Genomic DNA, 23,157 nt, shown 5'->3' on the forward strand with positions numbered 1-23,157 from the left:
ATGGCGAAGAAGGCTCTCATCGCGAAGGCTGCCCGCAAGCCCAAGTTCGGCGTGCGTGGCTACACGCGCTGCCAGCGCTGTGGTCGTCCCCACTCCGTGTACCGCAAGTTCGGCCTGTGCCGCGTGTGCCTTCGTGAGATGGCTCACCGTGGCGAGCTGCCGGGCGTGACCAAGAGCTCCTGGTAATCCCCTAGTTGGGATGACCGGAGTCTCTCGGTAAGCATTGGTCGGCGGATGCCCGGCCCCGCATGCCTTAGGCTTGTGTGGTTGGGCGTCCGCCGCCCGTACGACTTACTACGCCGTAGGTCCCCGCGCCGCACCCGTCCCGCCCCTGTGTGGGGAGAGGGATGGCGCACTGGAAACCCCGGCGAGAGAGGCCGAAGGCCAATTCATGACCATGACTGATCCGATCGCGGACATGCTGACTCGTCTGCGTAACGCGAACTCGGCATACCACGACTCCGTGACGATGCCGCACAGCAAGATCAAGTCTCACATCGCGGAAATCCTCCAGCAGGAGGGCTTCATCACGGGCTGGAAGGTCGAGGACGCCGAGGTCGGCAAGAACCTCGTCCTCGAGCTCAAGTTCGGTCCGAACCGTGAGCGCTCCATCGCGGGCATCAAGCGGATCTCGAAGCCCGGCCTCCGGGTTTACGCGAAGTCCACCAACCTGCCGAAGGTTCTCGGCGGCCTGGGCGTGGCGATCATCTCCACGTCCCACGGTCTCCTGACCGGCCAGCAGGCAGGCAAGAAGGGCGTAGGTGGGGAAGTCCTCGCCTACGTCTGGTAGTCGGGAACGGAGGAATAGCTAATGTCGCGTATTGGCAAGCTGCCTATCCAGGTTCCCGCCGGCGTGGACGTCACCATCGAGGGCCGCACGGTCACGGTCAAGGGTTCCAAGGGCACCCTGACCCACACCGTCGCCGCGCCGATCGAGATCGTTAAGGGCGAGGATGGCGTTCTGAACGTCAACCGTCCGAACGACGAGCGTCAGAACAAGGCCCTTCACGGCCTGTCCCGCACGCTGGTGGCCAACATGATCACCGGTGTGACCCAGGGTTACGTGAAGGCGCTCGAGATCAGCGGTGTCGGTTACCGCGTGGCCGCGAAGGGCTCCGGTCTGGAGTTCCAGCTCGGCTACAGCCACCCGATCCTGATCGAGGCGCCCGAGGGCATCTCGTTCAAGGTCGAGTCGCCGACCAAGTTCTCGGTCGAGGGCATCGACAAGCAGAAGGTCGGCGAGGTCGCGGCGAACATCCGCAAGCTGCGGAAGCCCGACCCGTACAAGGCCAAGGGCGTCAAGTACGCCGGCGAGGTCATCCGCCGCAAGGTCGGAAAGGCTGGTAAGTAAGCCATGGCATACGGTGTGAAGATCGCCAAGGGCGACGCTTACAAGCGTGCCGCCAAGGCCCGCCGCCACATCCGCATCCGCAAGAACGTGTCGGGTACGGCGGAGCGTCCGCGCCTCGTCGTGACGCGTTCGAACCGCGGTATCACCGCTCAGGTCATCGACGACCTCAAGGGTCACACCCTTGCGTCGGCGTCGAACCTGGACGCGTCGATCCGTGGCGGCGAGGGTGACAAGTCCGCGCAGGCCAAGCAGGTCGGCGCTCTTGTCGCCGAGCGCGCCAAGGCCGCCGGTGTCGAGGCTGTCGTGTTCGACCGTGGTGGCAACAGGTACGCCGGGCGCATTGCCGCTCTGGCTGACGCCGCCCGCGAAGCCGGGCTGAAGTTCTAAGCCCCGGTTCCGGGACTAACGGACGTAACAGAGAGAGGTAATCCAATGGCTGGACCCCAGCGCCGCGGCAGCGGTGCCGGTGGCGGCGAGCGGCGGGACCGGAAGGGTCGCGACGGTGGCGCTGCCGCCGAGAAGACCGCGTACGTTGAGCGCGTTGTCGCGATCAACCGCGTCGCCAAGGTTGTCAAGGGTGGTCGTCGCTTCAGCTTCACCGCGCTCGTCGTGGTGGGTGACGGTGACGGCACCGTAGGTGTCGGTTACGGCAAGGCCAAGGAAGTTCCCGCGGCCATCGCCAAGGGCGTCGAGGAAGCCAAGAAGAACTTCTTCAAGGTTCCCCGCATCCAGGGCACCATCCCTCACCCGATCCAGGGCGAGAAGGCCGCGGGCGTCGTCCTGCTCAAGCCGGCTTCCCCCGGTACCGGTGTTATCGCCGGTGGCCCGGTGCGCGCCGTGCTCGAGTGCGCCGGCGTTCACGACATCCTGTCGAAGTCGCTCGGCTCCGACAACGCGATCAACATCGTGCACGCGACCGTGGAGGCCCTCAAGGGCCTGCAGCGTCCCGAGGAGATCGCGGCTCGCCGTGGTCTGCCCCTCGAGGACGTCGCTCCCGCGGCTCTGCTCCGTGCGCGTGCTGGGGCGGGTGCGTAATGGCTCGCCTCAAGGTCACGCAGACGAAGTCGTACATCGGCAGCAAGCAGAACCACCGCGACACCCTGCGCTCGCTTGGCCTCAAGAAGGTCAACGACGTGGTTGTCAAGGAGGACCGCCCCGAGTTCCGCGGAATGGTGCACACCGTCCGCCACCTCGTGACGGTCGAGGAGGTTGACTGACATGGCGGAGACCAACCCGCTGAAGGCCCACAACCTCCGTCCGGCCCCCGGCGCCAAGACCGCGAAGACCCGTGTCGGTCGTGGTGAGGCGTCGAAGGGTAAGACGGCCGGTCGTGGTACCAAGGGCACCAAGGCCCGTTACCAGGTTCCGGAGCGCTTCGAGGGTGGGCAGATGCCCCTCCACATGCGTCTCCCGAAGCTCAAGGGCTTCAAGAACCCGTTCCGCACCGAGTACCAGGTCGTGAACCTGGACAAGCTGACCGCGCTCTACCCGCAGGGTGGCGAGGTCACGGTGGCCGACCTGGTCGCCAAGGGTGCGGTTCGCAAGAACCAGCTCGTCAAGGTCCTCGGCCAGGGCGAGATCACCGTGGCGCTGCAGGTGACGGTTGACGCCGTCTCCGGCTCCGCCAAGGAGAAGATCGCCGCCGCCGGTGGCACCGTCACCGAGCTCGTCTGAGCCCGGTAGACAGCAGCACTGAGCAAGCCCGGCCGGTTCCCCTTCGGGGGAGCCGGCCGGGCTTCTCTGCGTTCCCCGGAGGTTCTCCCGGAGGTTCCCCGGAGGTTCTCCCGGCGGCTTCGGCCTCCGGAGGTGATGGACTCGGGCGGCCCGCGTACCGGTCCCGTTCCCGCCGGACGCCCCTGGAAAGTGAGTACGAGGCCCGGCCGACGGCCTTCGGACGGAGCCGGGCCCGGATGCTCCCAAAAGGGGTATCCCCCTTTGGTCGTTCCTAGGCGGGCATGGTCGCCGGTAAGGTGGCGTGCACTGTCTAGACTCCGTGCGGTATGCCCGCACGGGATTGAAGACCGATAACCAATCGTCGAACCTCAAGACCGTCACCCTTGACGCATAGCGCGGGGGTCGCAGGAGGCACCGTGCTCACCGCGTTCGCCCGGGCGTTCAAGACGCCCGACCTGCGCAAGAAGCTGCTCTTCACGCTCGCCATCATCGTGCTGTACCGCCTCGGCGCCCACATCCCGGTGCCCGGCGTCAGCTACGAGGCCGTCCAGCAGTGTGTGAAGCAGGCCAGCGAGGGCAACAACAGCCTGTTCGGCCTGGTCAACATGTTCAGTGGCGGCGCGCTGCTGCAGATCACCATCTTCGCGCTCGGCATCATGCCGTACATCACGGCGAGCATCATCCTGCAGCTGCTCACCGTCGTGATCCCGCGTCTCGAAGCCCTCAAGAAGGAGGGCCAGTCCGGCACTGCGAAGATCACGCAGTACACCCGGTACCTGACCGTCGCGCTGGCCGTCCTGCAGGGCACGGGCCTCGTGGCCACCGCCAAGAGCGGTGCGCTCTTCAGCGGCTGTGTGGTCGCCGACCAGGTCGTCCCCGACCAGTCGATCTTCGCCATCGCCACCATGGTCATCACGATGACCGCGGGTACCTGCGTCGTCATGTGGCTCGGTGAGCTCATCACCGACCGCGGCATCGGCAACGGCATGTCGATCCTGATGTTCATCTCGATCGCCGCCGGCTTCCCGGGCGCGCTGTGGAAGATCAAGGTCGAGGGTGACCTGGCCGACGGCTGGATCGAGTTCGGCACCGTCATCCTGGTCGGCTTCGCGATGGTGGCCCTCGTGGTCTTCGTCGAGCAGGCCCAGCGCCGTATCCCGGTGCAGTACGCGAAGCGCATGATCGGCCGGCGCTCCTACGGCGGTACGTCCACGTACATCCCGCTGAAGGTGAACCAGGCAGGTGTGATTCCTGTCATCTTCGCGTCGTCGCTTCTCTACATCCCGGCGCTGATCGCGCAGTTCTCGAACAGCACCGCCGGCTGGAAGACCTGGATCGAAGCCCACTTCGTCAAGGGTGACCACCCCTACTACATCGCCGCGTACTTCCTCCTGATCGTGTTCTTCGCCTTCTTCTACGTGGCGATCTCGTTCAACCCCGAGGAAGTTGCGGACAACATGAAGAAGTATGGTGGCTTCATCCCGGGCATCCGGGCTGGTCGACCTACTGCCGAGTACCTGAGCTATGTGCTCAACCGGATCACCTGGCCGGGCTCGCTGTACTTGGGTCTGATCGCTCTTGTGCCGACGATGGCGTTGGCAGGCTTCGGTGGCGCCAATGCCAACTTCCCCTTCGGTGGGACGAGCATCCTCATCATCGTGGGTGTGGGGCTGGAGACCGTGAAGCAGATCGAGAGCCAGCTCCAGCAGCGCAATTACGAAGGGTTCCTCCGCTGATGCGAATCGTCCTCGTCGGGCCGCCCGGGGCAGGCAAGGGTACGCAGGCCGCGTACCTCGCCAAGAACCTGGCCATTCCGCACATCTCCACGGGTGACCTGTTCCGTGCGAACATCTCGCAGGGCACCGCGCTGGGTGTGGAGGCTCAGTCGTACATGAAGGCCGGCCAGCTCGTGCCGGACTCCGTGACGATCGGGATGGCCAAGGACCGTATGGAGCAGGAGGACGCCGTGAACGGCTTCCTGCTCGACGGGTTCCCGCGCAACGTGGCCCAGGCCGAGGCGCTGGACGAGATCCTCAAGGAGGGCGACGTCCAGCTCGACGCGGTCCTGGACCTGGAGGTCCCCGAGGACGAGGTCGTGAAGCGGATCGCGGGTCGCCGCATCTGCCGCAACGACTCCGCGCACGTGTTCCACGCGACCTACAACGCTCCCAAGGTCGAGGGCGTCTGCGACGTCTGCGGCGGCGAGCTGTACCAGCGCGAGGACGACTCCGAGGAGACCGTGCGCAAGCGCCTGGAGGTCTACCACACGGAGACCGAGCCGATCATCGACTACTACCGGGCGCAGAACCTGGTCGTGACGATCTCCGCGCTCGGCAAGGTGGACGAGGTCACCGCCAAGGCGATGGAAGCGCTTCAGAAGTAACACCCCCGGTTCGTGCGATACGGCCGCGGTGCCCGTCAGGGGCGCCGCGGCCGTATCGTTGTTCTGTCCCGTGTACACGCAAGAAAGGCCGCCACGATGGTGCAGATCAAGACCCCCGAGCAGATCGCGAAGATGCGCGAGGCCGGGCTGGTCGTCGCCGCCATCCACGCGGCGACGCGTGAGGCGGCCGTGCCGGGCGCCACGACGAAGGACCTGGACGAGGTCGCGCGGAAGGTCATCGCCGACCACGGGGCGAAGTCGAACTTCCTCGGGTACGGGGGCTTCCCCGCGACCATCTGCACCTCGGTGAACGAGGTCGTCGTCCACGGCATCCCGGACGACAAGACCGTCCTCAAGGACGGCGACATCATCTCCATCGACGCGGGCGCGATCGTGGACGGCTGGCACGGTGACGCGGCCTACACGGCCTTCGTGGGCACCGGGCACGCGCCGGAGCTCGTCGAGCTCTCCCGGGTGACCGAGGAGTCGATGTGGGCCGGTATCGCGGCCATGAAGCTCGGCAACCGCCTGGTGGACATCTCCAAGGCGATCGAGACGTACATCAAGCGCCAGCCGCGGCCGGCCGTGGGCGACCACAGCCTCGGCCGCTACGGGATCATCGAGGACTACGGGGGCCACGGCATCGGTACGGAGATGCACATGGACCCGCACCTCCTGAACTACGTCTCCCGCAAGCGCGGCAAGGGCCCGAAGCTGGTCCCCGGCCTGTGCCTGGCCATCGAGCCGATGGTCTCCCTCGGTACGCCGCACACCGAGGTCCTGAAGGACGACTGGACGGTCATCACGACCGACAACACCTGGTCCTCGCACTGGGAGCACTCCATCGCCCTGACGGAGGAGGGCCCGCTGGTCCTCACCGCGGTCGACGGCGGCAAGGCGAAGCTGGCGGAGCTGGGCGTGACGGCGGCGCCGGATCCGCTGGCGTAGTCCGGGCCGGCCGCCTGGTCCCGCCGGTCGGAGGCCGGCGCAGCCCCTCGAAGCTTGTGAGGCGCCCTTGGCGCCGAGCCCGCGAGAGGAGCGTCGGGGATTGGTTCGGCGGCAAGGCGAAGCTGGCGGAGCTGGGCGTGACCGCGGCGCCGGATCCGCTGGCGTAGTCCGGGCCGGCCGCCTGGTCCCGCCGGTCGGAGGCCGGCGCAGCCCCTCGAAGCTTGTGAGGCGCCCTTGGCGCCGAGCCCGCGAGAGGAGCGTCGGGGATTGGGTCGGCGGCAAGGCGAAGCTGGCGGAGCTGGGCGTGACGGCGGCGCCGGATCCGCTGGCGTAGTGGTCTTTTCTACGGCGTGGCACCTTGCATAAGGATCTTCGGGGATGGGCAAACTTCCCGGATTCGTCTTTTCCAGGTGCCTGACGTAGACTGATGCGTCGGCTCTCGTGTACCCGTGTGTCCGCACGCGGCGGCGAGAGTCGATCAAGGTAGCCGATTCGAAAGGCGAAGCGTGGCCAAGAAGCAAGGTGCCATCGAAATCGAGGGCACCGTGATCGAGTCCCTCCCGAACGCCATGTTCAAGGTGGAGCTCCAGAACGGTCACAAGGTCCTCGCGCACATCTCCGGCAAGATGCGGATGCACTACATCCGAATCCTTCCGGACGACCGGGTCGTCGTGGAGCTCTCTCCGTACGACCTGACGCGTGGCCGGATCGTCTACCGGTACAAGTAGATCTTGCCCGCACCCGCGGTTCCACGCGGGTGGTGGCACTGACCCGGAGAACCTCACATCCCATGAAGGTCAAGCCGAGCGTCAAGAAGATCTGCGACAAGTGCAAGGTGATCCGCCGTCACGGCCGGGTCATGGTCATCTGCGACAACCTGCGCCACAAGCAGCGCCAGGGCTGACGCACGCCGACCGACCTGCATTTCGCAGTTCTTCGCGCGACGCATAGCAATACGTACATACGCAGAGCCCGCCCAGCCCATCAGGGTCGGCGGTACCTCCGGCGGGGGCCGGAGACCCGACTCGTACCTCACACGGCGGTCGGGAGTGGTTCTGCAGCAGACCCCCGAGAACACAGGAGCCATTAGTGGCACGCGTTTCCGGTGTTGACATCCCGCGCGAAAAGCGTGTGGTGGTCGCACTCACCTACGTCTTCGGCATCGGGCGTACCCGTTCCGAGGAGATCCTCGCCGCGACCGGCGTGAACCCCTCCACCCGTGTCCGCGACCTTGCCGAGGAAGACCTCGTCAAGATCCGCGAGTACGTGGACGCCAACCTCCAGACCGAGGGTGACCTCCGCCGCGAGATCGCCGCCGACATCCGCCGCAAGGTCGAGATCGGCTGCTACCAGGGCCTGCGCCACCGTCGTGGCCTGCCCGTCCGCGGTCAGCGCACCAGCACGAACGCTCGTACCCGCAAGGGCCCGCGTCGCGCCATCGCCGGCAAGAAGAAGCCGGGCAAGAAGTAGTCCTCAGCGGACGCTTGACCAAGCGGTCTTCGCTGTAGGACCGACCACCTCCCGTAGGAGAACGACATGCCCCCCAAGGGTCGTCAGGGCGCTGCCAAGAAGGTGCGCCGCAAGGAAAAGAAGAACGTCGCTCACGGCCACGCGCACATCAAGAGCACGTTCAACAACACGATCGTCTCGATCACGGACCCGTCCGGCAACGTGATCTCCTGGGCCTCCGCCGGCCACGTCGGCTTCAAGGGCTCGCGCAAGTCCACCCCCTTCGCCGCGCAGATGGCCGCCGAGTCGGCCGCCCGCCGCGCGCAGGAGCACGGCATGCGCAAGGTTGACGTCTTCGTCAAGGGTCCGGGCTCCGGCCGCGAGACCGCGATCCGCTCCCTCCAGGCCACGGGCCTCGAGGTCGGTTCGATCCAGGACGTCACCCCCACGCCGCACAACGGCTGCCGTCCCCCCAAGCGCCGCCGCGTCTGACGCACGGCTGCTTGACTGAGGACTTCGGGCGGTACGGCTCTTCGGACCGTGCCGCCCGTACCCTTGTAGTAGGTATTTCCCGTAGGGCGTCAAATAGTGGGCGTCCACGACTGAAGGATTGAACGCATGCTGATCGCTCAGCGTCCGTCGCTGACCGAAGAGGTCGTCGACGAGTTCCGCTCCCGGTTCGTCATCGAGCCGCTGGAGCCGGGCTTCGGCTACACCCTCGGCAACTCCCTCCGCCGTACCCTCCTCTCCTCGATCCCGGGTGCCGCTGTCACCAGCATCCGCATCGACGGTGTCCTGCACGAGTTCACCACCGTGCCGGGCGTCAAGGAGGACGTCACCGACCTGATCCTCAACATCAAGCAGCTGGTCGTCTCCTCGGAGCACGACGAGCCGGTCGTGATGTACCTGCGCAAGCAGGGCCCGGGTCTGGTCACCGCCGCCGACATCGCGCCCCCGGCCGGTGTCGAGGTGCACAACCCCGACCTCGTCCTCGCCTCGCTCAACGGCAAGGGCAAGCTGGAGATGGAGCTGACCGTCGAGCGCGGTCGCGGCTACGTCTCCGCCGTCCAGAACAAGCAGGCGGGCCAGGAGATCGGCCGTATCCCGGTCGACTCCATCTACTCGCCCGTTCTCAAGGTCACCTACAAGGTCGAGGCGACCCGAGTCGAGCAGCGCACCGACTTCGACAAGCTCATCGTCGACGTCGAGACCAAGCAGGCCATGCGCCCGCGTGACGCCATGGCGTCCGCCGGCAAGACCCTGGTCGAGCTGTTCGGTCTGGCGCGCGAGCTCAACATCGACGCCGAGGGCATCGACATGGGCCCGTCCCCGACGGACGCGGCCCTCGCCGCCGACCTCGCGCTGCCGATCGAGGAGCTCGAGCTCACCGTTCGTTCGTACAACTGCCTCAAGCGCGAGGGCATCCACTCCGTGGGTGAGCTCGTCGCCCGCTCCGAGGCCGACCTGCTCGACATCCGCAACTTCGGTGCGAAGTCGATCGACGAGGTCAAGGCGAAGCTGGCCGGCATGGGCCTCGCGCTCAAGGACAGCCCGCCCGGATTCGACCCGACCGCCGCGGCGGACGCCTTTGGCGCCGACGACGACGCGGACGCGGGCTTCGTCGAGACCGAGCAGTACTAAGAGCTCGGGCCATCCGGTCCGTTTGCGGGTGCGGGTGCGCTGTGCTTGATCGCGCAGTTCCCCGCGCCCCTTCCGGCCTCGCCCCTTCGGGGCCCGGCCGGATCTCCGACGAGTAACCGCTCGCTCGGACACTGACACCGGTACCTCATACGGCCGGTGCAGATCACAAGGAGAAACACCATGCCGCGTCCCGCCAAGGGTGCCCGTCTCGGTGGCAGCGCCGCTCACGAGCGTCTGCTGCTCGCCAACCTGGCGAAGTCGCTCTTCGAGCACGGCCGCATCACGACGACCGAGGCCAAGGCCCGTCGCCTGCGCCCCGTCGCCGAGCGCCTGATCACCAAGGCGAAGAAGGGCGACATCCACAACCGTCGCCTGGTGCTGCAGACGATCACCGACAAGGGCATCGTCCACACCCTCTTCACCGAGATCGCCCCGCGCTACTCGGAGCGTCCCGGTGGTTACACCCGTATCACCAAGATCGGCAACCGTCGTGGCGACAACGCCCCGATGGCCGTGATCGAGCTCGTCGAGGGCGAGATCGCCAAGAAGGCGACCGTCGCCGAGGCCGAGGCCGCTGCCAAGCGCGCCGTCAAGGAGGCCGACGCGGCCGCCGAGGCTCCGGCCGAGGAGTCGAAGGACGCGTAAGCGTTCCTGAGAGCTTTCTCTCGCGGGCCCGTACCCCTCTCGGGGGGTGCGGGCCCGCACCCGTGTGTCTGAGAGGATTTCCGCGTGAGCAGCGATGACGTGCAGGACGGTTTCGTACGGGTTCGGCTGGACCTTTCGTACGACGGCAAGGACTTCTCCGGCTGGGCCAAGCAGGCCCAGGGGCAGCGGACCGTGCAGGGCGAGATCGAGGACGCCCTGCGGACCGTGACGCGGTCCAAGGAGACGTACGAGCTGACCGTCGCCGGCCGGACGGACGCCGGCGTGCACGCGCGCGGCCAGGTCGCCCACGTCGACCTGCCCGTCGACGTGTGGGCCGAGCACCAGGACAAGCTGCTGCGACGGCTCGCCGGGCGGCTCTCCCACGACGTCCGGGTGTGGAAGGTGGCCGAGGCCCCCGCCGGGTTCAACGCGCGGTTCTCCGCGGTCTGGCGCCGGTACGCCTACCGCGTCACCGACAACCCCGGCGGCGTCGACCCGCTCCTGCGCGGGCACGTCCTGTGGCACGACTGGGCCCTCGACATGGACGCCATGAACGAGGCCGCCACCGCCCTCGTCGGCGAGCACGACTTCGCCGCGTACTGCAAGAAGCGCGAGGGCGCGACCACGATCCGCACGCTCCAGGTGCTGCGGTGGGAGCGGCGCGAGGACGGGATCCTGGAGGCGACCGTCAAGGCGGACGCCTTCTGCCACAACATGGTCCGCTCGCTCGTCGGCGCCCTGCTCTTCGTCGGCGACGGGCACCGGCCCGTGGACTGGCCGGGCAAGGTGCTCGCCGCCGGCGTCCGGGACTCGGCCGTGCACGTCGTACGGCCGCACGGCCTCACCCTCGAAGAGGTCGGCTACCCGGAGGACGCGCTGCTCGCCGCCCGCAGCCGGGAGGCGCGCAACAAGAGGTCACTCCCCGGGAGCGTCGGCTGCTGCTGAGGCCTGGGTGCGCCCGCGGGCGTAGATCTGGTTGAACGCGAAGCGGCCGAGGTCGTCACTGGCCTGGAAGACGGCCTTGTCGGCCTTGGTGACCTTCTTGCCGTCGGCGAAGCCGGCCTGGGTGAAGTACGCGTACCGGCCGACCGAGTTCGCCCGGCGCAGGCAGACGGTGCCGTGGCAGAACTCGCGGACGCCCGCGCCGGCGAGCGGGGCGATGCCGCCGCTGGCCTGGGCCTTCGCCTTGAGGGCCGCCGCCTCGGACGGGAAGACGGCGACGCCGACGGTGATCGCCACGCCGTCCTTCACGTAGGTCGCGCGCAGGACCTTCTGGCAGCCGTTCTTCTTCAGGACGGTGCCGAGGGCGCCCTGCGTGGCCGTCGCGCAGTTCGTGGTGGCGGCGGTCGCGCCCTTCTTGTACGGGCGCTTGTTCATGGTGAGCTTCTTGCCCGGGAAGAGGCCCTCGGCGCTGATCGGCGCCTTGTCCTTCTTCGGGTCCGAGATGTAGTCCTTCGGGTTCGGCGGGGGCGGCGGGGCCACCGAGGAGAAGGTCGGCGCGGGCGTGAGGGAGTCGCTCGGGGTGGCCGTGGCGGTGGGTACGGTCCCGCCGCCGTTCTTGGCCGACTCGTCGTTCTTCTTGTTCGTGGCCACGACGGCGGTGGCGACGATCGCGCCCACCGCGACGGTGGCGAGGACGCCGGTGCCGACGAGCAGCCAGCGCTTGCGGCGGCCCCGGCTCGCGGAGGCGTCCGCCATGGCGCCCCAGTCAGGAGTGCCGGGGGAGGGGGCGGGAGTGGGCGGCTGCTGGCCGTAGGAGGGCTGCCGGCCGTAGTCCTGGCCCCCGTAGCCCTGAGCCCCGTACCCCTGGCCGTAGCCGGGCTGCTGCCCGTACTCCGGCTGCCCCTGCCCGTACCCCGGCTGCTGCCCCTGGCCCTGACCCTGCCCCTGTTGCTGCGGCTCCTGCGGCCACTGCGGTCCCCCAAAGCTCATGCCGCGCATCCTAAACCGGTTGGGCGAAGGGGAGCCCGGCGGTGACAATGCACCTCATGGGACATGTCGAGGCCGCACATCTTGAGTACTACCTTCCCGACGGGAGGGTCCTGCTCGGGGACGTCTCCTTCCGGGTGGGGGAGGGCGCGGTCGTCGCCCTCGTCGGGGCCAACGGCGCCGGTAAGACGACCCTGCTCCGCCTGATCTCCGGGGAGCTCCAGCCGCACGGCGGCTCCGTCACCGTCAGCGGCGGGCTCGGCGTGATGCCGCAGTTCGTCGGCTCCGTACGGGACGAGTCCACCGTCCGCGACCTGCTGGTCTCGGTCGCCGAGCCGCGCATCCGCAAGGCCGCGAAGGCCGTCGACGAGGCCGAGCACCTGATCATGACGGTCGACGACGAGGCCGCGCAGATGAAGTACGCGCAGGCCCTCAGCGACTGGGCCGAGGTGCAGGGGTACGAGGCCGAGACCCTCTGGGACATCTGCACGATGGCCGCGCTCGGCGTCCCGTACGAGAAGGCGCAGTTCCGCGAGGCCAGCACGCTCTCCGGCGGTGAGCAGAAGCGGCTCGTCCTCGAATCGCTGCTCCGCGGCCCGGACGAGGTGCTGCTCCTCGACGAGCCGGACAACTACCTCGACGTTCCCGGCAAGCGCTGGCTGGAGGAGCGGCTGCGGGAGACCCGCAAGACCGTGCTCTTCATCTCCCACGACCGGGAGCTGCTCTCCCGGAGCGCGCAGAAGATCGTCGCCGTCGAGCCCGGCCCGGCCGGCTCGGACGTGTGGGTGCACGGCGGCGGCTTCGACACCTTCCACGACGCCCGGCGCGAGCGGTTCGCCCGCTTCGAGGAGCTGAAGCGGCGCTGGGAGGAGAAGCACGCCCAGCTGAAGAAGCTCGTCGTCAACCTGCGGCAGGCCGCCTCCGTCAGCCACGAGATGGCCTCGCGGTACGCGGCGGCGCAGACGCGGCTGCGGAAGTTCGAGGAGGCCGGTCCGCCGCCGGAGCCGCCGCGCGAGCAGGACATCCGCATGCGGCTGCGCGGCGGACGTACCGGCGTACGGGCTGTGACCTGCGAGAACCTTGAGCTGACCGGCCTGATGAAGCCGTTCTCGCTGGAGATCTTCTACGGGGAGCGGGTCGCCGTCCTCGGGTCGAACGGCTCCGGGAAGTCCCACTTCCTGCGGCTGCTCGCCGGAGACCCCACGGTCGCGCACACCGGCCAGTGGAAGCTCGGCGCGCGGGTCGTGCCGGGTCACTTCGCGCAGACCCACGCCCACCCGGAGCTGTCCGGGCGGCCGCTCGTCGACATCCTGTGGACGGAGCACGCCAAGGACCGGGGCGCGGCGATGTCGATGCTGCGGCGGTACGAGCTGGAGCGGCAGGGCGACCAGTCCTTCGACAAGCTCTCCGGCGGGCAGCAGGCGCGGTTCCAGATCCTGCTCCTGGAGCTGGCCGGCACCACGGCGCTGCTCCTGGACGAGCCCACGGACAACCTGGACCTGGAGTCCGCCGAGGCGCTCCAGGACGGCCTGGAGTCGTACGACGGGACGGTGATGGCCGTCACGCACGACCGCTGGTTCGCGAAGTCCTTCGACCGCTTCCTGGTCTTCGGCTCGGACGGGGTGGTCAGGGAGACCCCGGAGCCGGTGTGGGACGAGCGGCGGGTCGAGCGGGCGCGGTGACCGTCAGGCCCCGGGGCGTTTTGACCCGTCGGGGGTGGCGCGGGTAGTGTTGCGGTTTGTTATGCGTAGTGGGTTGGTCGTGTTCGCGCGGTCGGCCCCCTGGCGCAGGTTCCCTGGAGCAGTTACCAGTGGCTCGCATACGGGCGATGGTCCCGGCAGTGCGGCCCCAGCTGCATGATCGCTTCAGGTGTGTCTGGACTCCATCCACTGAAGAAGCGAAGGCTACGAAGTGCGTACGTACAGCCCCAAGCCCGGCGATGTCACTCGCCAGTGGCACATCATCGACGCGCAGGACATCGTCCTGGGCCGTCTGGCGACCACGGCCGCGAACCTCCTGCGAGGCAAGCACAAGCCGGTCTACGCCCCGCACATGGACATGGGCGACTTCGTCATCATCATCAACGCTGACAAGGTCCACCTGTCCGGCAACAAGAAGACCCAGAAGCTGGCTTACCGCCACTCCGGCTTCCCGGGTGGTCTGCGCTCCGTCCGTTACGACGAGCTGCTGGACAAGAACCCCGAGAAGGCCGTCGAGAAGGCCATCAAGGGCATGATCCCCAAGAACACCCTGGGCCGTCAGATGCTTTCGAAGCTGAAGGTCTACGCGGGCGAGAACCACCCCCACGCTGCCCAGCAGCCGGTTCCGTTCGAGATCACCCAGGTCGCGCAGTAGTTCCGGCCACACCCCCTAAGAACGAAAGAAATCTGAGGAGAATCGTGGCCGAGACCACCCCCGAGACCCCCGTCGACGAGTTCGAGGGCGTTGAGGAGTACACCACCGAGACCGAGCTCGTCGAGGGTGACTACACCTCCGAGTCGCTCGCGTCCCGCTTCGGCGACCCGCAGCCGGCCGCCGGCCTGGGCCGTCGCAAGAACGCCATCGCCCGCGTCCGGATCGTTCCGGGCACCGGCAAGTGGAAGATCAACGGTCGCACCCTTGAGGACTACTTCCCCAACAAGGTGCACCAGCAGGAAGTCAACGAGCCCTTCAAGGTGCTCGAGCTCGACAACCGCTACGACGTCATCGCCCGCATCGCGGGTGGCGGTGTCTCCGGTCAGGCCGGCGCCCTGCGCCTCGGCGTTGCCCGTGCGCTGAACGAGGCGGACGTCGAGAACAACCGCCCGGCGCTGAAGAAGGCCGGCTTCCTCTCCCGCGACGACCGTGCGGTCGAGCGCAAGAAGGCCGGTCTCAAGAAGGCCCGTAAGGCCCCGCAGTACAGCAAGCGCTAATCACGCCTGCTCGGACTGTTGCGTACGCCCCGGCGGCACTGCCCGTGCCGTCGGGGCGTACGTTTTTTCGTAAGCGCTTCTTTCTGCACCCTTCTTTCATCACAAGCTTCATCGGCTTCATCGGCTTCATAAGCCTCATCGGCTTTCATCGGCTTGGGCACGTATCTCGGAGGACAGCTGTGGGACGACTCTTCGGCACGGACGGCGTACGCGGTGTCGCCAACGCGGACCTGACGGCGGAGCTCGCGCTCGGCCTGTCGGTCGCGGCGGCGCACGTGCTGGCCGAGGCGGGCACCTTCGAGGGGCACCGCCCGACTGCCGTGGTCGGCCGTGACCCGCGCGCGTCGGGCGAGTTCCTGGAGGCCGCCGTCGTGGCCGGTCTCGCCAGCGCCGGTGTCGACGTGCTCCGTGTCGGAGTCCTCCCCACCCCCGCCGTCGCCCACCTCACCGGCGTTCTCGGCGCCGACCTCGGCGTCATGCTCTCCGCGAGCCACAACGCGATGCCCGACAACGGCATCAAGTTCTTCGCGCGCGGCGGCCACAAGCTCGCCGACGAGCTCGAGGACAAGATCGAGGCCGTCTACGAGGAGCACCGCACCGGTGCTCCCTGGACCCGCCCGACCGGTGCCGGCGTCGGCCGCGTCCGCGACTACGACGAGGGCTTCGAGACGTACGTCTCCCACCTGCTCACTGTCCTCCCGAACCGTCTCGACGGCCTCAAGATCGTCCTCGACGAGGCCCACGGCGCCGCCTCCCGCGTCTCGCCCGAGGCCTTCACCCGGGCCGGTGCCCAGGTCGTCACCATCGGCGCCGAGCCGGACGGCCTCAACATCAACGACGGCTGCGGCTCCACCCACCTGGGCCTGCTCCGCGCCGCCGTCGTCGAGCACGGCGCCGACCTCGGCATCGCCCACGACGGCGACGCCGACCGCTGCCTCGCCGTGGACGCGGCGGGCAACGAGGTCGACGGCGACCAGATCCTCGCCGTGCTCTCCCTCGCCATGCGCGAGGCCGGCACCCTGCGCGGAGACACGGTCGTCGCGACCGTCATGTCGAACCTGGGCTTCAAGCTCGCCATGGAGCGCGAGGGCCTGAACCTCGTCCAGACGGCGGTCGGCGACCGCTACGTCCTGGAGTCCATGAAGGTGAACGACTACGCGCTCGGCGGCGAGCAGTCCGGGCACGTCATCGTGCTCGACCACGCCACCACCGGCGACGGCACCCTCACCGGCCTGATGCTCGCCGCCCGCATCGCGGCCACCGGCAAGTCCCTCGCGGAGCTCGCCGGCGTCATGGAGCGCCTGCCGCAGATCCTCATCAACGTGAAGGACGTCGACAAGTCCCGCGTCTCCACCTCCGCCGAACTCGCCACGGCCGTCGCCGAGGCCGAGCGCGAGCTCGGCACCACCGGCCGCGTCCTGCTGCGCCCCTCCGGCACCGAGCCGCTGGTCCGCGTCATGGTCGAGGCCGCCGACATCGAGCAGGCGCGCGCGGTCGCGCAGCGGCTCGCGGACGTCGTGAAGAGCGCGCTGGGGCTGTCTTCCTGAGGCGCCGTCACGCGCCCGCGTAAGGGCGCACTGGTGAAAGGGCCCGCCGTACCGGAATCCGGTACGGCGGGCCCTTTGGCGTGTGGCCCTGCCGGGGTCAGCCCCTGCGCAGCCGTCGCTTGAGGCTCCCCCGGTGGGAATGCCACAGCCGCTGCTGCAAGGCCAGGGTCGCCGTGCCCGCCAGGATGATCCCGAACAGGTTGAGCAGCAGCTGGACGATCGAACCGCCCATCTGGGCAAGCTCGCCGTAGCTGAGTGCCACCGCGGCGTTCGCGGCCGCCGGGACCGTCGTCACCGAGATCGCGACTCCCACCAGAGCGCCCGACTTGGACGAGGTCAGGGAGAGGGTGCCGGCCGCTCCGGCCAGGAGTGCCACCACGAACGAGAACAGGTCGGGCTGCCAGATAAAGCTGGTCTGCGGACGCTCCGCGTCGAGCATGGAATCCTCGAACAGGCCCAGCACGTCCATCACCAGGCTGAACAGGGTCGTCGCCAGGATGGCGGTCACGAAGCCCACCAGCAGGGCCATCAGGGAACGGGCCGCGAGCCTCGGAGCCCGCTGCACGATCGCCGTGCACACCCCCGCGAGCGGGCCGAACTCGGGACCGACCGCCATCGCGCCCACGATCAGGATCGCGTTGTCCAGGACGACGCCGCAGGCCGCGATCATCGTCGCGAGCCCCATGAAGGAGAGATAGGTGAAGGAGAGCGTCGACTCCTCGTGCGTCGCCTCCGCCAGCTGCTCCCAGATGACGGCGTCCGCGCCCTCGCCGGGCGCGTCCTCCTCGGCCGCGTCCGCTCGCGTGGACATCGACAGGTCGATGTTCTCCACCGAGATCGACCCGTCCCGGTCGATCTGCATCTCCCTCAGCCCGTGCAGGAGTTCGTCGGCCGACTCGCGCGCCATGTCGCACAGCACGAGGTCGCCGACGGGTTCCCTGGCCACGCCCGGCAGCACCACGAGGTGCGTGGTGCCGACCGTCGACTCGATCAGCGCGACCACGGCCTTCGTGCGGTCCCCCGGGACGATCATCCGTAGATGCAACATGGCCCGAGCTTACGGCCGGCAGACCGTCAGAGCTTGCGCAGGCTGAGGCGGCGAACCTTGTGGTCAGGGCCCTTGCGGACGACGAGCGTCGCGCGGCCCCGGGTCGGCGCCACGTTCTCCAGGAGGTTGACCTTGTTGACGGTCCGCCACATCGTCCGGGCGTACTCCATCGCCTCCTCCTCGGAGACCTGCGTGAAACGCTGGAAGTACGAGGACGGGTCCTGGAACGCGGTGTCGCGGAGCTTGCGGAAGCGGTTGAGGTACCAGCGCTCGATGTCCTCCGCGCGGGCGTCCACGTACACCGAGAAGTCGAAGTAGTCGGCGAGGCCGACGCGGGTGCGGCCGTCCTTGCCGGGCAGGGCCGGCTGGAGGACGTTCAGGCCCTCGACGATGAGGATGTCCGGGCGGCGGACGACGAGCCGCTCGCCGGGGACCCGGTCGTAGATCAGGTGCGAGTAGACCGGGGCGGTCACCTCGTCCTTGCCCGCCTTGACGTCCGCGACGAAGCGGGTGAGCGCCCGGCGGTCGTACGACTCGGGGAAGCCCTTGCGGGACATCAGGCCGCGGGCCTTGAGCTCCTCCATCGGGTAGAGGAAGGCGTCCGTGGTGACGAGCTCGACGCGGGGGTGCTCGGGCCAGCGGGCGAGGAGGGCCTGGAGGAGGCGGGAGACCGTCGACTTGCCGACGGCGACGGAGCCGGCGACTCCTATGACGAAGGGGGTGCCGCGCTGCTCGGCGTTCTCGCCGAGGAAGGTGTTCAGGGCGCCGCGGAGGCCGCTGGTGGCCTTCACGTACAGGTTGAGCAGCTGGGAGAGCGGGAGGTAGACGTCCCGGACCTCGTCGAGGTCGATGACGTCCCCGAGGCCGCGGAGCCGCTCGACCTCGTCGGCGGTGAGCGGGAGCGGGGTCTTGTCGCGGAGCGCGCTCCACTCGGCGCGGGTGAAGTCGACGTAGGGGGTCGGCTCGGAGGGGCGGCGGTGGGAGGCGCCGCCGTTGCCGTTGCGGTTGCCGCTGCCGCTGCCGCTGCCGTGGCAGGTGTCCTTGCGGGGGGTCGCTTGGCCCGGACAGTCGTCCTCGGCGGGACACTCTCCGTTGGCGGAGCCGCCCCCGTCGGGGGAACCGTCTCCGTTGGCGCTTCGTGGCGGCGAACTGATCACCCCGCCATTGTCGGGGGTCGGAGGCGCGCGTGGGTCGTGGGGTCGGTCACGCGGTGGTCATGCCACGGTCATCCGGGGGAGGGGCGGGATTCGGCAGGGGGTGCTCCTCCGGTTCGGCGGGGGGTGCTCCTGCGGCTCGGCCGGTGGTCACCCCCGCTCCTCGGTGTCACCTGAACGCGCGGGGCGCCGAACCCCGCAGACTCCTGCCTTCCGGGCACCCCGCGCCCTACGCTTCCGACATGTGCGGAATCGTGGGTTACGCCGGCGGGCAGTCGGCGCTTGACGTGGTGGTCGCGGGCCTCAAGCGGCTCGAATACCGGGGCTACGACTCGGCCGGAGTCGCGGTGCTCTCCGACGGAGGCCTCGCCGCGGCGAAGAAGGCGGGCAAGCTCGTCAACCTGGAGAAGGAGCTCCTCGACCGGCCCCTCGCCGGCGGCTCCGTCGGCATCGGACACACCCGCTGGGCCACCCACGGCGGGCCGACCGACGTCAACGCGCACCCGCACCTCGACAACGCGGGGCGCGTCGCCGTCGTCCACAACGGCATCATCGAGAACTTCGCCGCCCTCCGCGAGGAGCTCGCCGAGCGCGGCCACGACCTCGCCTCCGAGACCGACACCGAGGTCGTCGCCCACCTCCTCGCCGAGGAGTTCTCCTCCGTCGGAGACCTCGCCGAGGCCATGCGGCTCGTCTGCCGACGGCTCGACGGCGCCTTCACCCTGGTCGCCGTCCACGCCGACCAGCCCGACGTCGTCGTCGGCGCCCGGCGGAATTCGCCGCTCGTCGTCGGCGTCGGCGAGGGCGAGAACTTCCTCGCCTCCGACGTGTCCGCGTTCATCGCCCACACCCGGTCCGCGATCGAACTCGGACAGGACCAGGTCGTCGAGCTGACCAGGGACGCCGTCACCGTCACCGACTTCGAGGGCGCGCCCGCCGAGGTGCGGGCGTACCACGTCGACTGGGACGCCTCGGCCGCCGAGAAGGGCGGCTACGCCTCCTTCATGCTCAAGGAGATCGCCGAACAGCCGAAGGCCGTCGCGGACACGCTCCTCGGGCGGATCGACGGCTCCGGGCGGCTCACCCTCGACGAGGTGCGCATCCCCGACGCGGTGCTCCGCGAGGCCGACAAGGTCGTCGTCATCGCCTGCGGCACCGCCTTCCACGCCGGGCTCATCGCCAAGTACGCCATCGAGCACTGGACCCGCATCCCCTGCGAGGTCGAGCTCGCCAGCGAGTTCCGCTACCGGGACCCGATCCTCGACCAGCGGACGCTGGTCATCGCCATCTCGCAGTCCGGCGAGACCATGGACACGCTGATGGCGCTGCGGCACGCGCGCGAGCAGGGCGCGAAGGTGCTCGCCGTGTGCAACACGAACGGGTCGACGATCCCGCGGGAGTCGGACGCGGTCCTCTACACGCACGCCGGGCCCGAGGTCGCCGTCGCCTCGACCAAGGCCTTCCTGACCCAGCTGGTGGCCTGCTACCTGCTCGCGCTGTACCTCGGGCAGGTACGGGGGACCAAGTGGGGCGACGAGATCCACGCCGTCGTGCGCGAGCTCGCCCGGATCGCCGACGAGGTCGAACGGGTCCTGGAGACGATGGAACCCGTACGGGCCCTGGCGCGCTCCCTCGCCGACAAGGACACCGTGCTGTTCCTCGGGCGGCACGTCGGCTACCCCGTGGCCCTCGAAGGCGCGCTGAAGCTCAAGGAGCTCGCGTACATGCACGCGGAGGGGTTCGCGGCGGGAGAGCTCAAGCACGGGCCGATCGCGCTCGTCGAGGACGGCTTGCCGGTCGTCGTGGTCGTCCCCTCGCCCAAGGGCCGGTCCGTCCTCCACGGAAAGATCGTCTCCAACATCCAGGAGATCCGGGCACGGGGAGCGCGGACGATCGTCATCGCGGAGGAGGGCGACGAGGCGGTCGTCCCGTACGCCGACCACCTGATCCGCATCCCGGCCACGCCGACGCTGCTCCAGCCGCTGGTCTCCACCGTGCCGCTCCAGGTGTTCGCCTGCGAGCTGGCGACGGCGCGGGGGAACGAGGTGGACCAGCCGCGGAACCTGGCCAAGTCGGTGACGGTGGAGTGAGGCGCGCGGCCCGTGCGAGAGTGACGCCATGATCATTGGGGTGGGGATCGACGTGGCGGAGATCGACCGGTTCGCCGCGTCGGTCGAACGGACTCCGGCGATGCTCCAGCGCCTCTTCGTCGAACAGGAGCTGCTGCTCCCCAGCGGGGAACGGCGCGGCATCGCCTCCCTCGCGGTCCGCTTCGCCGCGAAGGAAGCCCTGGCGAAGGCGCTCGGCGCGCCGGGCGGGCTGCTGTGGACCGACGCGGAGATATACGTCGAACCGACGGGGCAGCCGAGGCTGCGGGTACGGGGGACGGTGGCGGCGCGGGCGGCGGAGCTCGGGGTTCGGCACTGGCATGTGTCGTTGAGCCATGACGCGGGGGTGGCGTCGGCGGTGGTGATTGCGGAGGGGTAGGGAGCGGGGACGGGGGGGCTTGGTGCGGGTGCGGGGCGCCTGCGGCGGGCGTCTCCCCCACCCCGCCCCTTCCCGAAACCGGGGGCAGGCCCCCGGACCCCCGTACGGCCTGGCGGCCGTGCCCTCAAGCGCCGGGCGGGCTGAGTTTCCGCCCGCAGGGCGGAAAATCCAGCCCCGCCGGAGTTTGAGGCGCGGGGTCCGGGGCGGAGCCCCGAACGCTTCAGCCCGTCGGGCGTCTGCGGACCGGGGGCCTGGGGCGCAGCCCCGGCACCCCAGCCTCGCCGGCGCTTGAGGCGCGGGGGTCCGGGGGCAGAGCCCCTGGTTTCGGGAAGGGGCGGGGTGGGGTGGAGGCCCCGCGCAGCGGCCCCCGCCGACCCGCCGCCCCGCCCAGCGGCGCCCCCCGCGTCGCTGCGGCAGACTGCTGAGCATGCGTACCGCTTACCGCGTCGAGACCGTCCGGGCCGCCGAGGCCGCACTCATGGCGCGGCTCCCGGAGGGGGCGCTCATGCAGCGTGCCGCCGCCGGGCTCGCCGCGGCCTGCCGGGGGCTGTTGCCTCGGGTGTACGGGGCGCGGGTCGTCCTGCTCGTCGGCAGCGGGGACAACGGCGGGGACGCCCTCTACGCCGGGGCCCGGCTCGCCCGCCGCGGCGCCGGGGTCAGCGCCGTACTCCTGGGGAGCAAGGCCCACGACGGTGGCCTCGCCGCGCTGAAGGCGGCCGGCGGGCGGGTGGTCGACGACCCCTTCGACGTCCTCGCCGTCGCCGATCTCGTGGTCGACGGCATCACCGGCATCGGCGGGCGCGGCGGGCTCCGCCCCGAGGCCGTTCCCTTCGCCCGCGCCGCGCGCGGCTCCGACGCCGTCGTCCTCGCGGTCGACCTCCCGAGCGGCGTCGACGCCGACACGGGCGAGGTCACCGGCGAGGCCCTGCGAGCCGACGCGACCGTCACGTTCGGGGCCTACAAGCCCGGTCTCCTCGTCGACCCCGCCCGCGAGTACGCGGGAGCCCTCCGCCTCGTCGACATCGGACTCGCCGACTTCCTTCCCGGCGTCCCCGAGATCGAGGCGCTCCAGCACCAGGACCTCGCCCACCTGCTGCCGGTTCCCGGCGCGGCCAGCGACAAGTACCGGCGCGGGGTCCTCGGCGTCGTCGCCGGGTCCTCCCGCTACCCCGGTGCCGCCGTCCTCGCCGTCGCGGGCGCGCTGCGCGGCGGCGCGGGGGCCGTGCGGTACGTCGGTCCCGCGGGCGACACCGTCCTCGCCGCCCACCCCGAGACCCTCGTCCACTCGGGGCGGCCGCAGGAGGCCGGGCGCGTCCAGGCCTGGGTCGTCGGGCCGGGGCTGGGGGAGGGGCCCGGGCCCGTCGTCGCGGTTAGCGAGGTCCTCGCCTCCGACGTGCCCGTCCTCGTCGACGCCGACGGGCTGCGCGCGCTCGATCCGGAGGCGGTACGGGCCCGGCGCGCGCCGACCCTCCTCACCCCGCACGCGGGGGAGGCCGCCGCGCTCCTCGGCGTGTCGCGGGACGCCGTCGAGGCGGGGCGGCTCGCCGCCGTCCGCGAACTGGCCGGCCGTTTCGGCGCGACGGTACTCCTCAAGGGGGCGACGACCCTGGTCTGCGGGGCGGGCGGCACCGGAGCCGTACGGGTCAACCCGACCGGGACCCCCTGGCTCGCCACGGCGGGCAGCGGCGACGTCCTGTCCGGCCTCGCGGGCTCCCTCCTCGCGGCGGGGCTGCCGGCGCTCGACGCGGCGTCCTGCGCGGCGTACCTCCACGGGCTGGCGGCCCGGCGCGCTTCGGCCGGGGGCGGGCCGATCACGGCGACGGAGGTGGCGGGGGCGTTGCGGGGGGCTTGGCGGGACGTGACGGCGGGGGAGTAGGGGGCCGGAGGGGCGGGGCGGGGGCGGGGCCGGGGGCGGGGCGCCTGCGGCGGGCGTCTCCCCCACCCCGCCCCTTCCCGAAACCGGGGCTCCGCCCCGGACCCCGCGCCTCA

27 protein-coding genes are annotated in these 23,157 nt (G+C 69.7%); 24 read left to right on the forward strand and 3 right to left on the reverse strand.

Annotated features, from left to right (window positions below; translation table 11 throughout):
• The 17 genes from ACFC0Z_RS31965 (at window position 1) to truA (ending at window position 11,036) form a co-directional block, all read left to right on the forward strand.
• Window positions 1-186, forward strand: a complete 186-nt coding sequence (locus ACFC0Z_RS31965) for a type Z 30S ribosomal protein S14 (RefSeq protein ID WP_003948630.1) — start codon at window positions 1-3, stop codon at window positions 184-186.
• A gap of 205 nt (window positions 187-391) precedes the next feature.
• Entirely contained in the window at window positions 392-790 is a 399-nt protein-coding gene (rpsH, locus tag ACFC0Z_RS31970; protein ID WP_015035585.1) for a 30S ribosomal protein S8, read from the forward strand.
• 21 nt (window positions 791-811) lie between these two features.
• Entirely contained in the window at window positions 812-1,351 is a 540-nt protein-coding gene (rplF, locus tag ACFC0Z_RS31975) for a 50S ribosomal protein L6 (protein ID WP_376445407.1), read from the forward strand.
• Window positions 1,352-1,354: 3 nt separating this feature from the next.
• On the forward strand, window positions 1,355-1,738 hold the full coding sequence (gene rplR / locus ACFC0Z_RS31980) for a 50S ribosomal protein L18 (protein WP_015035587.1): 384 nt from the start codon (window positions 1,355-1,357) through the stop codon (window positions 1,736-1,738).
• A gap of 45 nt (window positions 1,739-1,783) precedes the next feature.
• A complete protein-coding gene (gene rpsE, locus ACFC0Z_RS31985; protein WP_015035588.1) occupies window positions 1,784-2,386 on the forward strand; it encodes a 30S ribosomal protein S5 in 603 nt (200 codons plus the stop codon).
• Window positions 2,386-2,568 (forward strand): 50S ribosomal protein L30, encoded by a 183-nt coding sequence (rpmD, locus tag ACFC0Z_RS31990; protein ID WP_015035589.1) that lies wholly within the window; start codon window positions 2,386-2,388, stop codon window positions 2,566-2,568. The genes rpsE and rpmD overlap by 1 nt, the downstream gene beginning before the upstream one ends.
• A gap of 1 nt (window position 2,569) precedes the next feature.
• Window positions 2,570-3,025, forward strand: coding sequence for a 50S ribosomal protein L15 (gene rplO, locus ACFC0Z_RS31995; protein WP_360800242.1), 456 nt, complete (start codon window positions 2,570-2,572; stop codon window positions 3,023-3,025).
• A gap of 416 nt (window positions 3,026-3,441) precedes the next feature.
• Entirely contained in the window at window positions 3,442-4,761 is a 1,320-nt protein-coding gene (gene secY / locus ACFC0Z_RS32000) for a preprotein translocase subunit SecY (RefSeq protein WP_376445409.1), read from the forward strand.
• On the forward strand, window positions 4,761-5,408 hold the full coding sequence (locus ACFC0Z_RS32005) for an adenylate kinase (protein WP_376445411.1): 648 nt from the start codon (window positions 4,761-4,763) through the stop codon (window positions 5,406-5,408). Before secY ends, ACFC0Z_RS32005 begins: the two co-directional genes overlap by 1 nt.
• Before the next feature lie 96 nt (window positions 5,409-5,504).
• A complete protein-coding gene (gene map / locus ACFC0Z_RS32010; RefSeq protein WP_189800374.1) occupies window positions 5,505-6,356 on the forward strand; it encodes a type I methionyl aminopeptidase in 852 nt (283 codons plus the stop codon).
• 506 nt (window positions 6,357-6,862) lie between these two features.
• Window positions 6,863-7,084 (forward strand): translation initiation factor IF-1, encoded by a 222-nt coding sequence (infA, locus tag ACFC0Z_RS32015; RefSeq protein ID WP_003956442.1) that lies wholly within the window; start codon window positions 6,863-6,865, stop codon window positions 7,082-7,084.
• A 62-nt stretch (window positions 7,085-7,146) separates the two neighbouring features.
• Complete coding sequence (gene rpmJ / locus ACFC0Z_RS32020) at window positions 7,147-7,260, forward strand: 50S ribosomal protein L36 (protein ID WP_003956441.1); 114 nt, start codon at window positions 7,147-7,149, stop codon at window positions 7,258-7,260.
• A 185-nt stretch (window positions 7,261-7,445) separates the two neighbouring features.
• Window positions 7,446-7,826: a 30S ribosomal protein S13 gene (rpsM, locus tag ACFC0Z_RS32025; protein WP_015035595.1), complete on the forward strand. Its 381-nt coding sequence runs from the start codon at window positions 7,446-7,448 to the stop codon at window positions 7,824-7,826.
• Between the two features lie 66 nt (window positions 7,827-7,892).
• The gene (gene rpsK, locus ACFC0Z_RS32030; protein WP_003956432.1) at window positions 7,893-8,297 is read left to right on the forward strand and encodes a 30S ribosomal protein S11; all 405 of its coding nucleotides are present in this window, start codon (window positions 7,893-7,895) and stop codon (window positions 8,295-8,297) included.
• Between the two features lie 126 nt (window positions 8,298-8,423).
• Window positions 8,424-9,446 carry a DNA-directed RNA polymerase subunit alpha gene (locus ACFC0Z_RS32035; protein WP_071373341.1) on the forward strand — a complete coding sequence of 341 codons (1,023 nt, stop codon included), beginning with the start codon at window positions 8,424-8,426 and terminating at the stop codon, window positions 9,444-9,446.
• Between the two features lie 180 nt (window positions 9,447-9,626).
• Window positions 9,627-10,091 carry a 50S ribosomal protein L17 gene (rplQ, locus tag ACFC0Z_RS32040; RefSeq protein WP_376445414.1) on the forward strand — a complete coding sequence of 155 codons (465 nt, stop codon included), beginning with the start codon at window positions 9,627-9,629 and terminating at the stop codon, window positions 10,089-10,091.
• An 84-nt stretch (window positions 10,092-10,175) separates the two neighbouring features.
• Window positions 10,176-11,036 (forward strand): tRNA pseudouridine(38-40) synthase TruA, encoded by an 861-nt coding sequence (gene truA, locus ACFC0Z_RS32045; RefSeq protein ID WP_376445417.1) that lies wholly within the window; start codon window positions 10,176-10,178, stop codon window positions 11,034-11,036.
• Here the strand turns inward: truA and ACFC0Z_RS32050 are convergent.
• Entirely contained in the window at window positions 11,007-12,023 is a 1,017-nt protein-coding gene (locus tag ACFC0Z_RS32050; protein ID WP_376445419.1) for a hypothetical protein, read from the reverse strand. The genes truA and ACFC0Z_RS32050 overlap by 30 nt on opposite strands.
• A 56-nt stretch (window positions 12,024-12,079) precedes the next feature.
• Between ACFC0Z_RS32050 and ACFC0Z_RS32055 the strand changes: the two genes are divergently transcribed.
• The 4 genes from ACFC0Z_RS32055 (at window position 12,080) to glmM (ending at window position 16,479) form a co-directional block, all read left to right on the forward strand.
• Window positions 12,080-13,702 carry an ABC-F family ATP-binding cassette domain-containing protein gene (locus tag ACFC0Z_RS32055; protein ID WP_376445422.1) on the forward strand — a complete coding sequence of 541 codons (1,623 nt, stop codon included), beginning with the start codon at window positions 12,080-12,082 and terminating at the stop codon, window positions 13,700-13,702.
• Between the two features lie 229 nt (window positions 13,703-13,931).
• Window positions 13,932-14,375 carry a 50S ribosomal protein L13 gene (gene rplM, locus ACFC0Z_RS32060; RefSeq protein WP_055641831.1) on the forward strand — a complete coding sequence of 148 codons (444 nt, stop codon included), beginning with the start codon at window positions 13,932-13,934 and terminating at the stop codon, window positions 14,373-14,375.
• Window positions 14,376-14,419: 44 nt separating this feature from the next.
• Window positions 14,420-14,932, forward strand: coding sequence for a 30S ribosomal protein S9 (rpsI, locus tag ACFC0Z_RS32065; protein WP_188269149.1), 513 nt, complete (start codon window positions 14,420-14,422; stop codon window positions 14,930-14,932).
• A gap of 179 nt (window positions 14,933-15,111) precedes the next feature.
• The gene (gene glmM / locus ACFC0Z_RS32070) at window positions 15,112-16,479 is read left to right on the forward strand and encodes a phosphoglucosamine mutase (RefSeq protein ID WP_376445425.1); all 1,368 of its coding nucleotides are present in this window, start codon (window positions 15,112-15,114) and stop codon (window positions 16,477-16,479) included.
• A 97-nt stretch (window positions 16,480-16,576) separates the two neighbouring features.
• Here the strand turns inward: glmM and ACFC0Z_RS32075 are convergent, their stop codons facing one another.
• Window positions 16,577-17,527: a DUF389 domain-containing protein gene (locus tag ACFC0Z_RS32075; protein WP_376445428.1), complete on the reverse strand. Its 951-nt coding sequence runs from the start codon at window positions 17,525-17,527 to the stop codon at window positions 16,577-16,579.
• Between the two features lie 26 nt (window positions 17,528-17,553).
• Complete coding sequence (coaA, locus tag ACFC0Z_RS32080) at window positions 17,554-18,684, reverse strand: type I pantothenate kinase (protein WP_376445431.1); 1,131 nt, start codon at window positions 18,682-18,684, stop codon at window positions 17,554-17,556.
• Between the two features lie 239 nt (window positions 18,685-18,923).
• Between coaA and glmS the strand changes: the two genes are divergently transcribed.
• The 3 genes from glmS to ACFC0Z_RS32095 all read left to right on the forward strand — a co-directional run bounded on the left by glmS (window position 18,924) and on the right by ACFC0Z_RS32095 (window position 23,044).
• Window positions 18,924-20,771 carry a glutamine--fructose-6-phosphate transaminase (isomerizing) gene (gene glmS, locus ACFC0Z_RS32085; protein ID WP_376445434.1) on the forward strand — a complete coding sequence of 616 codons (1,848 nt, stop codon included), beginning with the start codon at window positions 18,924-18,926 and terminating at the stop codon, window positions 20,769-20,771.
• A gap of 28 nt (window positions 20,772-20,799) precedes the next feature.
• A complete protein-coding gene (locus ACFC0Z_RS32090) occupies window positions 20,800-21,168 on the forward strand; it encodes a holo-ACP synthase (protein WP_376445437.1) in 369 nt (122 codons plus the stop codon).
• A 427-nt stretch (window positions 21,169-21,595) separates the two neighbouring features.
• A complete protein-coding gene (locus ACFC0Z_RS32095) occupies window positions 21,596-23,044 on the forward strand; it encodes an NAD(P)H-hydrate dehydratase (RefSeq protein ID WP_376445440.1) in 1,449 nt (482 codons plus the stop codon).
• Window positions 23,045-23,157: the final 113 nt, after the last annotated feature.

Source organism: Streptomyces sp. NPDC056144 (assembly GCF_042264145.1).
GTDB lineage: Bacteria > Actinomycetota > Actinomycetes > Streptomycetales > Streptomycetaceae > Streptomyces.

Coding starts and splice junctions, on each gene's coding strand:
- rplQ (WP_376445414.1), top strand. CDS start 9,627: ATGCCGCGTCCCGCCAAGGGTGCCCGTCTCGGTGGCAGCGCCGCTCAC.
- rpmJ (WP_003956441.1), top strand. CDS start 7,147: ATGAAGGTCAAGCCGAGCGTCAAGAAGATCTGCGACAAGTGCAAGGTG.
- glmS (WP_376445434.1), top strand. CDS start 18,924: ATGTGCGGAATCGTGGGTTACGCCGGCGGGCAGTCGGCGCTTGACGTG.
- ACFC0Z_RS32075 (WP_376445428.1), bottom strand. CDS start 17,527: ATGTTGCATCTACGGATGATCGTCCCGGGGGACCGCACGAAGGCCGTG.
- rpsK (WP_003956432.1), top strand. CDS start 7,893: ATGCCCCCCAAGGGTCGTCAGGGCGCTGCCAAGAAGGTGCGCCGCAAG.
- rplO (WP_360800242.1), top strand. CDS start 2,570: ATGGCGGAGACCAACCCGCTGAAGGCCCACAACCTCCGTCCGGCCCCC.
- rplF (WP_376445407.1), top strand. CDS start 812: ATGTCGCGTATTGGCAAGCTGCCTATCCAGGTTCCCGCCGGCGTGGAC.
- ACFC0Z_RS32005 (WP_376445411.1), top strand. CDS start 4,761: ATGCGAATCGTCCTCGTCGGGCCGCCCGGGGCAGGCAAGGGTACGCAG.
- rpmD (WP_015035589.1), top strand. CDS start 2,386: ATGGCTCGCCTCAAGGTCACGCAGACGAAGTCGTACATCGGCAGCAAG.
- rpsH (WP_015035585.1), top strand. CDS start 392: ATGACCATGACTGATCCGATCGCGGACATGCTGACTCGTCTGCGTAAC.
- ACFC0Z_RS32090 (WP_376445437.1), top strand. CDS start 20,800: ATGATCATTGGGGTGGGGATCGACGTGGCGGAGATCGACCGGTTCGCC.
- ACFC0Z_RS32050 (WP_376445419.1), bottom strand. CDS start 12,023: ATGAGCTTTGGGGGACCGCAGTGGCCGCAGGAGCCGCAGCAACAGGGG.
- ACFC0Z_RS32095 (WP_376445440.1), top strand. CDS start 21,596: ATGCGTACCGCTTACCGCGTCGAGACCGTCCGGGCCGCCGAGGCCGCA.
- ACFC0Z_RS31965 (WP_003948630.1), top strand. CDS start 1: ATGGCGAAGAAGGCTCTCATCGCGAAGGCTGCCCGCAAGCCCAAGTTC.
- rplR (WP_015035587.1), top strand. CDS start 1,355: ATGGCATACGGTGTGAAGATCGCCAAGGGCGACGCTTACAAGCGTGCC.
- ACFC0Z_RS32055 (WP_376445422.1), top strand. CDS start 12,080: ATGGGACATGTCGAGGCCGCACATCTTGAGTACTACCTTCCCGACGGG.
- ACFC0Z_RS32035 (WP_071373341.1), top strand. CDS start 8,424: ATGCTGATCGCTCAGCGTCCGTCGCTGACCGAAGAGGTCGTCGACGAG.
- map (WP_189800374.1), top strand. CDS start 5,505: ATGGTGCAGATCAAGACCCCCGAGCAGATCGCGAAGATGCGCGAGGCC.
- rpsE (WP_015035588.1), top strand. CDS start 1,784: ATGGCTGGACCCCAGCGCCGCGGCAGCGGTGCCGGTGGCGGCGAGCGG.